Annotated in this window: 11 protein-coding genes; 3 read left to right on the top strand and 8 right to left on the bottom strand. The window is 64.6% G+C overall.

Annotated elements, in window-relative coordinates; all coding sequences use genetic code 11:
- The first annotated feature begins 237 nt into the window (after positions 1–237).
- Together AB870_RS10540 and AB870_RS10535 are read left to right on the top strand one after the other, a co-directional pair.
- On the top strand, positions 238–738 hold the full coding sequence (locus AB870_RS10540; RefSeq protein ID WP_053059664.1) for a MarR family winged helix-turn-helix transcriptional regulator: 501 nt from the start codon (positions 238–240) through the stop codon (positions 736–738).
- Between the two features lie 182 nt (positions 739–920).
- Entirely contained in the window at positions 921–2,405 is a 1,485-nt protein-coding gene (locus AB870_RS10535) for an MDR family MFS transporter (RefSeq protein WP_047907960.1), read from the top strand.
- A gap of 16 nt (positions 2,406–2,421) precedes the next feature.
- Here AB870_RS10535 and AB870_RS10530 read toward each other — a convergent pair whose 3' ends face one another.
- Positions 2,422–2,841, bottom strand: a complete 420-nt coding sequence (locus AB870_RS10530) for a hypothetical protein (RefSeq protein WP_047907959.1) — start codon at positions 2,839–2,841, stop codon at positions 2,422–2,424.
- A 156-nt stretch (positions 2,842–2,997) separates the two neighbouring features.
- Here AB870_RS10530 and AB870_RS10525 point away from each other — a divergent pair, with 156 nt between their 5' ends.
- Positions 2,998–5,703, top strand: coding sequence for an autotransporter family protein (locus tag AB870_RS10525; RefSeq protein ID WP_053059662.1), 2,706 nt, complete (start codon positions 2,998–3,000; stop codon positions 5,701–5,703).
- An 86-nt stretch (positions 5,704–5,789) separates the two neighbouring features.
- Here AB870_RS10525 and AB870_RS10520 read toward each other — a convergent pair whose 3' ends face one another.
- The 7 genes from AB870_RS10520 to AB870_RS10490 form a co-directional block, all read right to left on the bottom strand.
- The gene (locus tag AB870_RS10520; protein WP_071386862.1) at positions 5,790–7,037 is read right to left on the bottom strand and encodes a GGDEF domain-containing protein; all 1,248 of its coding nucleotides are present in this window, start codon (positions 7,035–7,037) and stop codon (positions 5,790–5,792) included.
- A gap of 323 nt (positions 7,038–7,360) precedes the next feature.
- Positions 7,361–8,170: an IclR family transcriptional regulator gene (locus AB870_RS10515; RefSeq protein ID WP_047907958.1), complete on the bottom strand. Its 810-nt coding sequence runs from the start codon at positions 8,168–8,170 to the stop codon at positions 7,361–7,363.
- A 205-nt stretch (positions 8,171–8,375) separates the two neighbouring features.
- Positions 8,376–10,019 (bottom strand): AMP-binding protein, encoded by a 1,644-nt coding sequence (locus AB870_RS10510; protein ID WP_084663538.1) that lies wholly within the window; start codon positions 10,017–10,019, stop codon positions 8,376–8,378.
- 17 nt (positions 10,020–10,036) lie between these two features.
- Positions 10,037–11,788, bottom strand: a complete 1,752-nt coding sequence (locus AB870_RS10505) for an ABC transporter permease subunit (RefSeq protein WP_053059660.1) — start codon at positions 11,786–11,788, stop codon at positions 10,037–10,039.
- Positions 11,789–11,845: 57 nt separating this feature from the next.
- Entirely contained in the window at positions 11,846–12,925 is a 1,080-nt protein-coding gene (locus tag AB870_RS10500; RefSeq protein ID WP_047909062.1) for an ABC transporter ATP-binding protein, read from the bottom strand.
- A gap of 42 nt (positions 12,926–12,967) precedes the next feature.
- Positions 12,968–14,050, bottom strand: a complete 1,083-nt coding sequence (locus AB870_RS10495) for an ABC transporter substrate-binding protein (RefSeq protein ID WP_047909061.1) — start codon at positions 14,048–14,050, stop codon at positions 12,968–12,970.
- A 149-nt stretch (positions 14,051–14,199) separates the two neighbouring features.
- Positions 14,200–15,000, bottom strand: coding sequence for an enoyl-CoA hydratase/isomerase family protein (locus tag AB870_RS10490; RefSeq protein WP_047907956.1), 801 nt, complete (start codon positions 14,998–15,000; stop codon positions 14,200–14,202).
- Positions 15,001–15,103 lie beyond the last annotated feature (103 nt).

Genomic DNA, 15,103 nt, shown 5'->3' with positions numbered 1-15,103 from the left:
CGTGCCAACCTCCCCGGAACCCGCGTGGCGCCCCATCCGGCGCCGCGCGCCCCCCGGAAACGGCCTGAAATGCCCTTTCGTCGTCCGCCTCCCGCGGTCCGCTGTCACGTATTTGCGACAGTTGCCGTCCGAAGATTGACTCTGGCAAAATGATAAACCTGTTTACTAATATCGCCGGTCAACGCGGCATGACGACGTGTCGTGCCCGGGCCGCCATAACGACGCCATAACGACGCCATGCCGAAAATCGACTGGTCATCCCGGTTCGGCACGCTGGTCCACGATGTTGCCCGCGTTCATTCGCGGCTCTTCGACCGGCGTGCCCGGGGCAACTTCGATCTGACACGCGCGCAATGCCGCGTGCTGGTGATGCTGCACCGCTACGGCGTACAGACACAGGCCGAGCTTGCCGAGCGCATGGAGCTCACGCCGATGGCGCTCGTGCGCTTGCTCGACCGTCTGCGCGAAAAGGGGCTGGTGACGCGCGAGCGCGACCCGCACGACAAACGCGCCCATCTGCTCTATCTCACGCAGGCGTCCGAGGCCAAGATCGACACCATCGTGGCCTTCGCGAACGCGACCGAGCGCGAAGCGTTGGCCGACCTGACACCGGCCGAGCGTGCCGAACTCTCGCGTCTGCTCGGCAAGGTGCTGACGAATCTGACCCGCGCCGAAGCCGAAAGTCCCCCTTGCGCGAAGCCCGAGGGCGACGTCGCCCAGGAGACCGAACCGGAATAACGACAATCGGCAGGAAACGAACGGATCGAACGTATCAACAGAACACAAGTGCGGGCGAGGCGTTACGCCATCGCACCGCCTGACAACGTCGGGCACGACGATCTACCAGAGGAAATACCGTGGCATCCCCCGCTAAAGCTGACGACCCCGGCCAACATCGGGCGCTCGTGAGCATCTCCGTCATGCTCGCGACGGTGTTGCAGACACTCGACAGCACCATCGCCAACGTCGCACTGCCGCACATGCAGGGCAGCCTGTCCGCGTCGCAGGACTCGATTACCTGGGTGCTGACGTCCTATATCGTGGCTGCGGCCATCGCCACGCCGCTCACCGGCACACTTTGCGCGCGCTTCGGACGGCGCCGCGTCTTCCTGTGGTCGGTCGCGGGCTTCACCATCGCCTCTGCGCTGTGCGGCATGGCGCACTCGCTCACCGAAATCGTGGCAGCACGGCTGTTTCAGGGCATATGCGGTGCCGCCCTCGTTCCGCTGTCGCAAGCGACCATGCTCGACATCAACCCGCCGAGCAGGCACGGCTCGGCCATGGCCGTGTTCGGGATGGGCGTGATGGTGGGGCCGATTCTCGGACCGTCGCTCGGCGGCTGGCTCACCGATAGCTACAACTGGCGCTGGGTGTTCTACATCAACCTGCCCATCGGCCTGATCGCCTTTCTCGGCATCGCGGCCTATCTGAAAGAGCCGCAGGAGCAAAAGGCGGGGAAGTTCGATGCGTTAGGCTTCGTCACGCTCGGGCTTGCCATCGGCCTGCTGCAGCTTTTGCTCGACCGGGGCGAACAACAGGACTGGCTCAGTTCCACGGAAATCTGGGTGGAGATGCTCGGCGCCATCGTATGTTTCGCGTACTTCGTCGTTCACACGTGGACAGCGGGCGAGCATTCTTTCTTCAATCGGGCCCTGTTGCGCGACCGGAACTTCAACACGGGCGTCATTTACATCTTCGTGGTCGGCATCATTCTCTATGCCACGCGCGCGCTGCTCCCGCCCATGCTGCAAAGCCTGTTCGGGTATCCCGCCATTCTCACCGGCCTGGTGACCGCGCCTTCGGGCGCCGGGACGATGGCTGCCATGCTGGTCGTCGGACGCCTCGTGGGCAAGGTCGACGTGCGGTATCTGCTGGGCTTCGGATTCGCGCTGACGGCCTACTCCCTGTACCTGATGGCGGGCTACTCGCTTACGCTGAGTCCGTCGGACATCGTCTGGCCGGGTGTGATTCAGGGCTTCGGGCTGGGCTTCGTGTTCGTGCCGCTGACCACAGTCACCTTCGCTACCCTGCCGGGGCAATTCCGTGCCGATGGCGCCGCGATTTACAGCCTGTCGCGCAATATCGGCAGCAGCATCGGCATTTCGGTCGTGCAGACGCTTCTCACACAGAACACACAGGTCAATCACGCGGTGCTCTCCGAGCGAATCACGCCATTCACGCAGGGCATCGAGAGTTACGTGCAGATGTACGGCACGGCGGCCATGGCGGCCCTGAATGCCGAAGTAACGCGGCAGGCTGCGATGATCGCGTATCTGGACGACTTCCGGCTGATGCTCTTCCTCACGATTGCCGTCATGCCGCTGCTGCTGTTCATCCGCATGAAAAAGAAAACACCGGGTAAGCACGACGAAGCGGACGAGATGATGCACATCGCCGCGGACTGAAGCCGCCGAAGGGCATTCAAACGTTTTCGCCCGCGCGCCTGCGCGGCATTGCACGGCCTTGCCCCGTCTTGCGCGATTTGCGGGGTTCCCGCGGTTTGGGTTCGATGCCAATCCGCGGATCGCCGGCGAGCACCAACGACGCCACTCGCGCGGCAACGGCCTCGAACTCGATTTCCGATTGCGGAATGTAAAGCCATTTGCCGAGCACGGGATGCGGGCGCAATGCCGGCATCTGCTCGACGAGCGACGCGTGATGTTCGTGCGACGTGCACACCAGCAAGCCGTCCCACGGCGCATCGCGATCGATCACCGCAAGGCATTGCCGACCGTTCACATACGCCGCCTCCGAGCCGAACATCCGCTTGCGAAAAAACGTCGCATTGCGCTCGAACGGGTCGAAAACCCATAGAAGCGAATTGTGGAGCGTCGATGACATCGGAAAATCCTCGAAAGTCGAGATATCGGTAACAACTTATTACAACTATCGAAAATACAACGACGACATTTGTATCAAGTCGATTCGCCGCCTAATTTGAACACACTCGAAATACGCCAGATGAATTAAAGCATTCGCCACCCTCAGGAGCGCGATATGACGACTTCGTTTCGAGCCGTTGCATCTGCCGAAGCTGCGGAATTTGCGCAGTGCCCTTCGCCCCTCAAACCGCTGCTCCTCGCCCTCTCGCTTTGCTTCATGGCGCAGGCACGGGCCGCATGCGACAACGTCGCGCCATCCAGCGGGACAACAGTGACGTGCACCGGCACCGGCGGCATCGTCGCCGCACAGGCGGGAAGCACCGGGGTGACGGTCAACGTGCAGCCAGGGGCCGCGGTCACCTCGGTGCGCACGAGCGCCGACGTCGCCACCATCACCGTCGACTCGTCGAGCACCATCACCAACGCCGGTACCGTGAGCATCACCGGGACAAATCAGAGTCAGCCGGGACGCGGCGCCGCCATGCTCGGCGCCCACGACGACAACACGCTCGTCAACACCGCGACCGGCGTCATCACGACATCGGGCTACGAAAACGACGGCATGGCCATCAACGGCAACCACGGCTCGCTCACCAACAACGGCACCATCACCGTCAACGGTCCGAACGCTTTCGGCATGACGGCCGCGTGGGGGCAATCCTCGGGGCTCGGGTTGTACAGCACGTTCGTCAATACCGGTACCATCACGACCCACGGCGGCGGCGGCCGGGCCATCAGCGTGGTGGGCGGCCAAAGCACGATAACGAACAGCGGCACACTCATCACGACGGGCGGCACTGCATCGAACCGCTCGTTCACTGTCTTCATGCAGGGGAACAACAACAACTTCACCAACAGCGGCTACATCGAAGCACGGGGCATCAGCAGCGACGCCGTGGTGTCGAATACGGCCTCGGGCTTCACTTCCTCGATCGTCAACCAGACCGGGGGCCAGATCATCAGCCGGCAGGGGTTCGCGGTGCGCACGGTCAACGGCACGATCTCCATCACCAACGCCGGACTGATCGAGAGCGACGCGGGCACGGCCATCGCCATGAACGCCGCCGCGCGCTCCAATACGCTCACGCTGCAAACCGGTTCGCAGATCATCGGCACGGCGAATGGCGGCGCCAGTGCGGTGAGCCGGGTCAATTTGCAAGGAACCGGCACCGCCGGCAATGCCTTCGTCAACTTCGGCACGCTCAACATGCAAGGCGAGACCTGGACGTGGACCGGGAGCGGCAACTTCACCTCGGCACAGTTCCAGAGCGGCGTGTTCAATCTGAACAGCGCGCTCGGGGGGGCGACGTCGCAGGTCGCGGCCGGCGCCACGCTCGCGGGGACCGGCACCCTCACCGGCAATCTGAGCAGCGCCGGCACGGTTCATCCCGGCGACGGTGCGGGCAATGGCACGCTCACCGTGGCAGGCAACTACACGGGCCAGGGTGGCAGGCTGGTCATCGATACGGTGCTGGGCGACGATGCTTCGAAGGTCGCGCCGCTGACCGTAAGCGGTGGAGCCATCGGCGGCAGCACGACCCTTGCCGTCAACAACCTGGGCGGTGCGGGCGGACTCACGACCGGCAACGGCATTCCCATGGTGAACGCCGTGGGCGGCGCCACGTCGAGCGCGGGTGCATTCGCCCTGAGCGGACCGGTAAGTCAGGGCGCTTATACCTATTACTTGTACAAGGGCGGTACGACGCCGGGCTCGGCGGATAGCTGGTTCCTCCGCTCGACGGTCCCCGTTGCGACAGCCGTGACCTACGTCGATCCGGTCACGGGGGCAACCGTCAGTACGGTGCTCTCGCCGGTGGGTGCCGCGGGCAGCCCGCCGACCGCTGCCGAAGGCTCAGCGCCGATGCCGATCTATCGTGTCGAGGTTCCGGTCTACTCGGCCATGCCGGAAATCGCGCGGGTGGCGGGGTTTGCGCAGATGGGGACATTCCACGAGCGTCAAGGCCAGCAGGGCCTGCTCGCGGAGAACGGATGGCTGCCGGCCGGTTGGGCGCGCGTGTGGGGGCAAACGGAGCAGTATCGCGCGAAGGGAGACGTCTCGCCCCAGTTCGATGGCAACATCGGCGGCGTGCAGGTCGGTCACGACATTGTGTCGCGCCGCACGGACAGCGGACATAACGACCATCTCGGGATCCTCGCCGGATGGACGCGCGCGTATGGCGACACGCAAGGCAGCGCCCTCGGCGCCATGGACACGCACACCGGATCGCTGGAGCTGGACATGTACAGCGTCGGGCTGTACTGGACACACGTGATGCCCAACATGGCGTACGTCGACGCCGTCGTGCTCGGCTCCGCCCTGCAGTACGCGTCCAGGCCGATCAGCGCAATGAACACGAGCACGCACGGCAAGGCGATCTCCGCGTCGCTCGAGACCGGCTGGCCGATCCGGCTGAGTCCGGCGTTGACGTTGGAGCCGCAGGCGCAGATCGTCTACCAGCATCAGTCGCTAAACGACCTGACCGACGCCGTCTCCACGGTGTCGTTCGACAGCACCAATAGCTGGCTGGCACGAATCGGCGCCCGTCTGGAAGCCAACGACGACGGCGAGCGCGGTCTGCTCAGACCGTATCTGCTGTTCAATTTACTGCATACGTTCGGCAACGATGGGCGCGCAATTTTCGGCGGCACCACGCCGATCGTGACGAGCGCGAACAGTACCGCCGCGCAGTTCGGCATCGGCGTGGCCGGACGCTTCAACAAGAATGCCAGCGTGTACGCCACGCTCGCCTACCTCACGCAGCTCGACGACACCCGCCAGCAGAGCGTGTCCGCCACACTCGGTCTTCGCTGGCGTTGGTAGGATGACTCAGCACACGCCCGAACGCGAGCGGCGGCGACAGAACGGAGTGGCTCGCATCGCCCTCACTGCTGCCTTCCCTGCCGCCCTCACCCGCCTGCCGCGCTACGCAACGGCGCCGCCGGCGTGTCGGCGTACGGGTCGGCCTCCGGCATGATCGGGTCGGGCGTGTAGCGCACACAGCGATTTCGCCCGGCGGCCTTCGCCTGATAAAGCGCCCGGTCCGCGCGTTGCACGAGCGACGACAACTCACCGCGCGACCGTTCATCGCAGGCGATGCCGATACTCACCGTCGCGGCCACGGCTTCCCCCTGCACCCTATGCGCTGCGCGCTCGAACGCCGCGCGCACGCGCTCCGCAATGGCCTGCGCCTCGTTGGCGCCCACGCCCGGCAGGAACAGCGCGAACTCCTCGCCGCCGTATCGTCCGAAGATGTCGTCCGAGCGCAATTGCCGCGAAGCCGTGCGCGCGAACAACACCAGCACCGTGTCGCCGAAAGGATGCCCGTAGGTGTCGTTGATGCGCTTGAAGTGATCGAGGTCCAGCAAAAGCAATGCCACCGGCGTGCGCGCGGCGCCGTGACGTCGCAATTGCTCACGCGCCAGACGGGTGAACTCCGGCCGGTTGAACGCCTGTGTCAGTCCGTCGCGGGTGGCGGCGCGGTGAAGTGCAATCTCGGAGCGCTCCTTGCCGAGCGACACCATCAGGAAACTCGCCACGACGATCAACACCAGCATTTCCGTCGTGGAGACCTGCGGTCCGAACCAAGCGAGGAACTGCGCGTCGGCCGGACCGAGCCAGACGAGTGCGACCGCCCGGGCGGTATAAAAGGACCCGTGCAACACCGCAACGACCGCCAGCACGATGGCGCTCGGCAGCCGCAGCCCCGAGGCCTGCCAGAACTCCTTGCCCGCCATGAGGCTATAGAACGCGAGCAGCGAGAAGAACAGCACGCCGCCGCTCCATGCGTCCAGCGGCCGGGCGAACAGCCACGTCCCCCAAAGCAGCACGGCCGGACCACCGAATACGGCGACCCATTGCACGCCGCGGCCATAGAAACGCCGCGCACCGCTCCACACCATGGCAAACGCGAGCGTTGCGACGGCATTGCCCAGCGGATACAGCACGGCAAGCCGGGTGCTGCGGGCGGCGAGCAGATAGAGTACGGGGGAAAAGGTGGCGAGCAGAAAAGCGAGACTCCACCATCTGGGAGATTCGGCTTCGTCGCGCCGCAAGGCGTCGAGCATGAACAGAATGCCTGTCGCAATGCTCAACAGGAAGGTCACGAACTGTAATGTCGGCAGGTCCAACGCCGGTAGCGACAAACCAAGAGCCATGGCTCCGTCCCCCGTACGCGTCGCCGCAAGAGGACGGTCGCCGCCGTCCCGGCACAACGCGCAGTTTGAAATTCGGGGGGCGGCCCCGGCCGAACGCTCGCGGCTCGGTCAGCGCTTCGTCATGCTGGAGGTGGATCAACGCGGCTCCCGCGTTCGCGCCGTCTGTGGCGCACCGTCTGGCCGCCCCGGCCGGCCATCGGTTTTGTATCTCCATACGCATGGGGCGGGATTCTAGCACGCCGATTTGAGACAGCGCCGGGCGCCTGGGCCCGCCCGCAAAGGCGGTCCCAGGCGTCCGTAGACCCGCCTTGCGCGGGCGAGCGTCACATCTCCTGCCGGCGCCGTGCGGACAAGGCGCCGGCGGTCTGAATAACCAGATCGGCGAAGCGCCGCTCGTCGCGCTCGGCGTTCCATCGAACGCGCGGCACGGCAATGTTGATCGCGCCGATGGCCCTGCCGTCCTGATTCACGACCGCCGCGGCGGTGGAAATGTCGCCCATGAAGAACTCGTCTTCGGTGTGCGAGTACCCCTGCTTGCGGATGCGAGCAAGCCGTTCCTTGATTTTTCGCGGTTGCGAGACGGTCGCGGGCGTGAACTGGACGAGGTTGGTGCGCGCGAGAATGTCGTCGATCTCCGTATCGTCGAGCGTGGCGAGCATGGCCAGCCCGGGAGCCGTGCAGTACGCCGGCAGCCGCGAGCCGACGATGACGTTCGCATTGAACACGCTACGACTCACGATACGCAGCACGAAAACGATGTCGGTATCGAGACGCACCGTCAGGTTCGTCGCCTCCTCGGTTTCGGCCGCCAGTTGCTGAAGATACGGTGCGGCGCGGCTGACCAGCTCGTTCGAGACGAGATAGTGATACGTGAAGTCGAGCAGTTTCGGCGAGAGTTCGTACTTCTTGCTCTGCGGATCCTTGAGCAGATAGCCCAGCGCCGAGAGCGTGAACGTGAAGCGCTGCGCCGCGCTGATGTCGAACCCCGTGGCCGACGCGATCTCGGAGAGCGACAGATGCCGCTTCGAGCCGTCGAATGCGGTCAGCACTTTCATCGCCTTTTCGACGGAGTTGACGTAGAGCGTGGATTCGGTCGAAGCCGCAGACGCGCTCGATGCCTGCGCCGCCTGCATTGCCTGCGTCGATGTACCGGCTTTGGCGCGCGTGCGTGGGGTTTTGGTGGTGGCCACAGTTCGTATGCGTATTGAACAGATATCGGACGGATATCGCATGGATGTCGAATGGATATCGGACTGATTTTTCCGGATTATCTCATAAAAATAAAGTTCTATTTTTATGCGATAAGTGCAAGACCACCGCCGCCACCGCCACGCAACCTCATTTTGCCGAGCCGGACTCCCAGGCGCCCGCCGTGTCGCGAGACAACAAGTGCTTCCGGATACGTTCGGACGGTGTCGTCTCGAACCGTGCCGTCTCGCGATAGTAGCGTGGCCGCTGGTAGCTGGCGAGCCGCTCGGACGCCCATCGGGACAGCGTGGGCCAGTCGACGGCTTCGTCGCGGAACTGCACGTACAGCATGACGTCCTGCTCGCCGATCTCGCTTGCCACGCCGATGGCCGCACACGCCGCCACCGCGGGATGCCGCGCGAACACCCGCTCGATCTCCCACGCCGACACGTTCTCGCCGCGCACCCGCATGCTGTCCGTGCGACGGCCGATGAAAACGAGACTGCCGTCGGCGCTGCGCCGTGCGCTGTCGCCTGTGTAAAGTTTGCCGTCGCGCAACGCCTTGGCCGTGGCCTCCGGATTGTCGAGATAGCCCGGCAGGAAGACCCCTTCGACATCGCTCGACAAGACGATTTCGCCGGGCTCTCCATCCGCCACGCGTCGGCCGTCGTCGTCGAGCAATTCCAGCGTCAGCCAGGGCAGTGCGTGCCCGATGGAACCCGGCCGGTCAGCGTCGTTCAAGGTCGCGAAGCTCGAACATTCCGTCATGCCGTAGCACTCGCGCAACGCGCATCCCAGGCGCTCGCGCGTTGCCTCCCAGGCGCTGGCCGACACGCCCGCGCCCCATGCGACACGCAGCGAATTCGTTTTGGGCTGCGCATCTCGCGGCAATTGCATGAGGATGTCGAGAATGCCCCCGAGGTAATGCAGGTGCGTTGCCTGCGCCTGCTCGCACTGCTGCCAGAAGCGGCTGGCGGAGAAGCGTTCGACGACATGCATTTCGAGGTCCGCCAGAAACGGCAGCAGCAACATCTGCGCACCGCCGATATGGCACAGCGGCTCCCACAGAAACAGCCGGTCGCCATCGCCGGCGTTCGCCACGCGCAATGCCGCCTCGCTCGCAATGCGCATCATGCGATGCGTGAACAACACGCCCTTCGGCGCACCGGTCGTGCCCGACGTATAGATGATGCACAGGACCGACGCCGGCGTGACGTCGGCAGCCACGGGCCGGGCCCCCGCGTATGCAGCGGCCTGCGTCAGGACCTCGGACAGCTGGCGCCGCACGACGCTCGGGCCGTGATGCCCCGGCTGCTGCGCCGCCAGCGCAACACCGGCATCGAGCACCTCGTCGAACGACGGCTCCGCGATGAGCAGCTTCGGTCTGGCATGACCGAGCAGATATTCAATGCCGTCGCCCTTGAGCCGCGTATTGACCGGCACCCACACGAGTCCGGACAGCATCAGCGCATAGATCAGCGCCACCTGCGCCGCGCTATTGCCGAGCATGACGGCAACACGGTCACCGGGCACCAGCCCCTGGGCGGCCAGCCACGCCTGCATGGCGCCCACGCGTGCGGCCATCCCGGCGCGGTCGATTGCCTCGCCTTCGAAGACCACGACGGGTTTCGTCGACGCGGCGTGAAGCCCCGCCATCAGCAGGGGCACGACATCGAGCCGGTCGCCCTCGGCCCGCTGCGGGAAGTATTGCGTGTAAGGATGTGAAGCCTGTTCCGAAGAAGCAGTCGTCTGCGCATTCACCGGCGCAACTCGGGCAACGTTAGACATGGACATACAGAAATCCGCAGGTATCAGTAGCTCTTGCGTTTGAAGATGGAAGACAGCCAGACAACGAACGCCATCAGGAACACTAGCGAGGTCGCCACGGCGGCCAGCGTCGGCGTGACCGCCAGTTGGATGTCGTCCCACATCTGTTTGGGCAGCGTGGTGTTGATGCCGCCGGAGACGAAGATGGCGATGGTCAGGTCGTCGAACGACACGATGAACGCAAACAGGAAGGCCGAGCCGAGGCTGGCGGCCAGCAGGGGCAGCAGCACGGTGCGCACACGGGTGAAGGCCGACGCGCCGAGCATCTTGGCGGCGTCGTCGAGGCGCCAGTCGAAGCGCTTGAAGCTCGCCGACAACGTGACGACGACATACGGAATCGCCAGCACGGTGTGCCCGATGACCAGCCCCGCGTTGGTGCCCGCCAGTTCCCAGCGTGCGAACAGATAGAGCAAACCGACAGCCACCACGATGCGCGGCACGATCAGCGGCGCAATGAACACGGCGAACAGCGGCTTACGCCAGCGCGAGGGCAGCCGCACCAACGCGAGACTCGCGCCGAAGCCGAGCACCAACGCCAGCGACGCCGTTGCGAAACCCACGCCGAGCGAGCGCAACAGGGCCGATTGCCACACGCTCGATTCGAGGAACGCCACGAACCACTTGACGGTGAACAGCTCCGGCGGGAACGACACGAACGACTGTCTGGTGAAGGCAAGCGGGACAACGAACGCGATCGGCAGCACCAGCGCGAGCACGACCGCCCACGTGTACGCCTTCAGGCCGGCTCCGCCCTGTGCGCGCTCACGCCCGTGCGAGAAGGAGAACTTGCCGGCAAGGCGTCCCACGGCGATCAGCACTGGCAGCATGCGCCCCCCCGATCCGGCACGCCGCTCGGGAGCCTCGCCCGCGAGCGACGACAACCCGACCACACGGTCGTAGACGAAGAACACGACGATGGAGCACAGCAACAGCACCGTCGAAAGCGCCCCCGCGAAACGCAGGTCGAACAACTCCAACACCGACGTGATGACCAGTTGCGCCACCATCGACTCACGCGGCGAACCGAGCAGCGCCGGGACGATAAAGAACCCCAGGCTGGTGATGAACACGAGCAGCCCCGCGGCGGCGGCCCCGGCGCCGGAGAGCGGGAGAAATACGGTGAAGAACCCCGTGGAACGGTCCGCGCCGAGCGTTTGCGCGGCCTGCACGAGTTGCATGTTGATGCCGCGCATGATCGGCAGCATCGTCATGACGGCCAGCGGCAGCATGGCATGGACCATGCCGATCAGCACGCCGGTGAGCGACGGGGCCAGCGTGCCCGCGCTGTCGATCAGCCCCAGATGCGTCGCCAGGGTCGTGAGCAGCCCCGTCTTGGAGAGCAACAACATCCAGGCGTACGTCTTGACCAGATAGCTCGTCCAGAACGGCAGCACGATCCACAACAACCAGCGCTCACGCGAGCGCGCCGACAAACGGGCGAGCAGATAGGCGACCGGATAGCCGAGCAGCACGGACAGCGCAGCGGTCAGAAACGCGATCCAGAATGTCGAGCCGAGCACCTTGATGTAGACGGTAGAGTGCGTCATGCGCGTGAACTGCGCAACCGACAACACGCCATCCGCATCGTAAAGGCCGCCTTGCAGAATCTCAACGACCGGCACGATGAAGAACACTGCGAGGAACAGCAACGCGGGCAAGGCCGGCAACCAGCGGGCTAGATGCTTTGGCCAGGCAATACGAGGCCCCGCCTGAGGCAGGCGTTGAACAAGCCACATGGCAAATACTCCTGAAGCAGATGACTTGGGCACTCGCACGAGCGCCCGAATGACGACTTAGCGCGTAAGCAGCGTGGCACGACCGTGGTCCCACGCCAATCCCACTCGATCGCCTACGCGCGGTGTCAGATCGCGCGGGCATCGCACGGTGAAGTCTGCGCTGTCGGCACCGTCGGCACTGCCGCCCTGCCCCAGCGAGACGATGGCGCGCGTATCGGAGCCAAGGAAGACGACTTCGCGAATGGTGCCGGCGAGCGCGCCATCTTCGGGCGACGTCAGGCGCGCCGCCTCCGGACGCACGAGCAGACTGGCCGAGCCGGCCGCGGGAAGGTCGGGGCTCGGGCCGATGGGCACGAGACGTGCGCCCACGCGCAGCGCGACCTGGCCGTGCGGCAACCGCTCGACAATGCCGTCGAGCAAGTTGGAGTGTCCGAGGAAATCGGCGGCAAATCGCGTGGCCGGGCGGTCGTACAACTGCGCCGGCGTGCCGATCTGTTCGATGCGCGCCTGATTCATCAGGCAGATCCGGTCGGAGAGTGTGAGCGCTTCGTCCTGGTCGTGTGTGACATAGATGAACGTCGCCCCCAACTCCTGATGCAGACGACGGATCTCCAACTGCATGTGTTCGCGCAGTTTCTTGTCGAGTGCGCCGAGCGGCTCATCGAGCAGAATGATCGACGGACGGAATGCGAAGCAGCGCGCCAGCGCGATCCGTTGCTGCTGACCGCCCGAGAGCTCCGAGGGCAGACGCTGCGCGAAGGACTGCATCTTGACCATGGCGAGCGCTGCGTCGACGGCCGGCGCCAGTTCGGCCCGCGGCAGCTTGCGCATGCGCAGGCCATACGCCACGTTTTCCCAGACCGTCATATGCGGAAACAGCGCATAGCTCTGGAACACCATCCCGATCCCGCGCTTGCCCGGCGCATCGTGCGTGGCGTCTCGCCCGTCGATGAGCAACTGTCCGGCGCTGGGCTCGACCAGCCCCGAGATCATTTGCAACAGCGTGGTCTTGCCTGAGCCCGACGGCCCGAGCAACGTGAGGAATTCCCCTGCCGCAACGCGCAGATCCGTTGGCAGAAGCGCGGGGGTCTCGCGATAGGTCTTGGCCAGACCGATGGTTTCCAGTTTGGTACTCATGTTCGTGCTCATCCTGCTCCACTGCTCCGGTGTTCGCGACGCTTACGACAACAACCACGCGTTGAAACGCTCGGTGGCCCTGGCGCGGTTCTCCGCCCACCACTGCGGGCTGGGCAGACGCATCCCCTTGAGGTTGGCGGGTGCCGTGGGCAACAACGGCGCACGCTCTTTCGGAATGCCGTCGAATGCCTTGAGGTTCGTCGGGCCGTATGCAAGATCCTGCGTAATGAGTGCCTGACGCGCCGGATCGCCGCAAAAGCGCACAAACTGACGAGCGAACTCGGCGCGCGGCGTGCCCTTCGGAATGCCCCACCCTTCGATGGAGTACAGCCCCTGATTCCAGACAATCTTCACCGGCGCCTTGTTGTCGATGGCCGCCTGCGCGCGACCGTTCCATGTCGACATCATGTCGACGTCACCGCTCTGAATCGCCTGCATGGCCTGCGCGCCCGACGTCCACCACAGATTGATGTGCGGCTTGATCTTGTCGAGAGACCTGAAGGCGCGATCGAGATCGAGCGGGTACAGCTTGTCGATGGGCACGCCGTCGGCCATGAGCGCCTGCTCGAGCGTGTCGAGCGGGCTGCGGCGCAGCGAACGGCGGCCGGGAAAACGTTTGACGTCCCAAAAGTCGGCCCACGTTTGCGGCGCCTCCTTCTGGAACTTGTCGGTGCGATACGCGAGCACGGTCGAATACACGTCGACGCCGAGCCAGTCCGCCGTGACCGCCTCGGGCATGATGCCTGGGAAGTCGGCCGCCTTCATGCCGATGGGTTCGAGGAAGCCCTTGGATTCGAGATACGGGATGTCGGCCGAGAGTGTGAGCGTTGTCACGTCCCACACGAAGTTTTTCGTCTGCACCATCGCGGCGAACTGCGCCACCGGCTGCGAATCGCGCGCCACGCTCACGACCTTGATGCCCGTGGCTTTCTCGAACGGATCGTAGAACGCACGGCGGTACGCGGCGGTGTACGGGCCGCCCGGGTCGGAGACGATCAGCTGCTTCGCCTGCGCGAATGCCGTGCGTGGGTTCGCGAGCGGCAACGCGCCTGCGAGCGCGGTAGCACCTGCCATCTGAAGCAGCCGGCGACGGGACGGGTTTTGCGGGTCGTGCGAGTGGGACATGGGGAACTCCGCTTTGCAGTGGACACGCGCATCGCGCATGTCCTGTGTGGGTTGTCACGCACGGCCGGAATGCGCCGCGATGCGTGACAGGACTTCAGGACTTCATTCGCTTGTGTGGACAGCGATCTCTTCGGAAAGCGACGTTGGCGTCAGGCCTTGGCCGCGTCGGCCTTCGCCGCACGCTTGGCGAAGAAGGCCGCCATCATGCGCGCCGGTTCGCCCGACTCGTACGATTCGCGCTGAATGCGCATGCCGGCTTCGATGGCGTCCTGGAAGGTGCCTTCGGTCATTTCGCGGAAGCGTTGCTTGTCCAGACGCATGGCCACCGGGGGTTTTTCAGCCAGCTCAGTGGCAATTTCCAGCGCTTTCTCGAACACCTTGTCTTCCGGCACGAGGTGATGGATCAGGCCCAGGCGATGGCTCTCGTCGGCATCCATCAGACGGCCGGTGAGCGTGAGTTCGATCGTGCGCGACAGCCCCAGCATGTGATTCATGATCCACGGACCGGTCGTACTCGCGATACCGGCGTTGATCTCCGGCTGCCCCATGCGCACGCCCGGATGGCCCACGCGAATATCGCCGAGCAGCGACACCTGGAACGCCGAGCCGGCAGCCGTGCCGTTGAGCGCCATCACCAGCGGCTTCTTCAGGCTGCGAATCACGTCGTAGTAATGCTCCCAGCCCTTGATCCACTCGATGGCAGTGTCGCCGTCGAAGTGCTTCGCTTCGGCCAGATCCTGCCCGGCCGAGAACGCGCGCCCGGCCCCGGTCATGATGACGGCCGCCACGTTGTCGTCGGCGTTGAAGCGCTGGAGCGCATCGATGATCAGCTCGCGCATGGCGATGGTCCAGGCGTTGAGCGCCTGCGGGCGATTCAACGTAATCACGGCAACCTTGCCGACCTGCGTGAAGAGAACTTCCTGTTCCGTTTGCTTTGCGGTCTCGCTCATTTGAACTCCATGGACATCGACGCGTGACATCACGCGTGCATTGAGATGACGACAATGCGATCAACGCATTTTTCGCTAAACAGTTATCTCAGTGCAATAACTG

This window comes from Pandoraea faecigallinarum, from assembly GCF_001029105.3.
GTDB classification, from domain to species: domain Bacteria; phylum Pseudomonadota; class Gammaproteobacteria; order Burkholderiales; family Burkholderiaceae; genus Pandoraea; species Pandoraea faecigallinarum.
This window is presented reverse-complemented; position numbering and strand designations above follow the sequence as displayed.

Bases quoted from the DNA above. Each gene is read 5' to 3' on its own strand.
- AB870_RS10540 (WP_053059664.1), top strand. From the start codon at position 238: ATGCCGAAAATCGACTGGTCATCCCGGTTCGGCACGCTGGTCCACGAT.
- AB870_RS10535 (WP_047907960.1), top strand. From the start codon at position 921: ATGCTCGCGACGGTGTTGCAGACACTCGACAGCACCATCGCCAACGTC.
- AB870_RS10530 (WP_047907959.1), bottom strand. From the start codon at position 2,841: ATGTCATCGACGCTCCACAATTCGCTTCTATGGGTTTTCGACCCGTTC.
- AB870_RS10525 (WP_053059662.1), top strand. From the start codon at position 2,998: ATGACGACTTCGTTTCGAGCCGTTGCATCTGCCGAAGCTGCGGAATTT.
- AB870_RS10520 (WP_071386862.1), bottom strand. From the start codon at position 7,037: ATGGCTCTTGGTTTGTCGCTACCGGCGTTGGACCTGCCGACATTACAG.
- AB870_RS10515 (WP_047907958.1), bottom strand. From the start codon at position 8,170: ATGCAGGCGGCGCAGGCATCGAGCGCGTCTGCGGCTTCGACCGAATCC.
- AB870_RS10510 (WP_084663538.1), bottom strand. From the start codon at position 10,019: ATGTCCATGTCTAACGTTGCCCGAGTTGCGCCGGTGAATGCGCAGACG.
- AB870_RS10505 (WP_053059660.1), bottom strand. From the start codon at position 11,788: ATGTGGCTTGTTCAACGCCTGCCTCAGGCGGGGCCTCGTATTGCCTGG.
- AB870_RS10500 (WP_047909062.1), bottom strand. From the start codon at position 12,925: ATGAGTACCAAACTGGAAACCATCGGTCTGGCCAAGACCTATCGCGAG.
- AB870_RS10495 (WP_047909061.1), bottom strand. From the start codon at position 14,050: ATGTCCCACTCGCACGACCCGCAAAACCCGTCCCGTCGCCGGCTGCTT.
- AB870_RS10490 (WP_047907956.1), bottom strand. From the start codon at position 15,000: ATGAGCGAGACCGCAAAGCAAACGGAACAGGAAGTTCTCTTCACGCAG.